Annotated in this window: 1 pseudogene; it reads left to right on the top strand. The window is 41.3% G+C overall.

The features are described 5' to 3' along the window. Positions 1–247: pseudogene (locus LJE09_RS17745) on the top strand (ABC transporter ATP-binding protein); the annotation flags it as partial.

Below are 247 nucleotides of genomic sequence, written 5' to 3'. Positions count from 1 at the left end.
GGCGAAATTACTCCCGATACAGGTTCTGTTCGTTGGGGCGTTACAACTAGCCAAGCTTATTTACCAAAAGACAACAGCAAAGACTTTGAAGAGCCATTAACCATTTTAGATTGGTTACGTCAATTTGCTGGTAAAGAAGAAGATGACAATACGTTCTTACGTAGTTTCTTAGGTCGGATGTTATTCTCTGGTGAAGAGGTACTAAAACCAGTCAATGTTCTTTCCGGAGGCGAAAAAGTGCGTGTCA

It is taken from the genome of Blautia sp. DFI.3.45, assembly GCF_020593505.1.
In the GTDB taxonomy this organism is placed as follows: Bacteria; Bacillota; Clostridia; order Lachnospirales; family Lachnospiraceae; genus Blautia_A; species Blautia_A wexlerae.
Note: the sequence above shows the minus strand (reverse complement) of the source record. Positions and strands in the feature narration are given on the sequence as shown.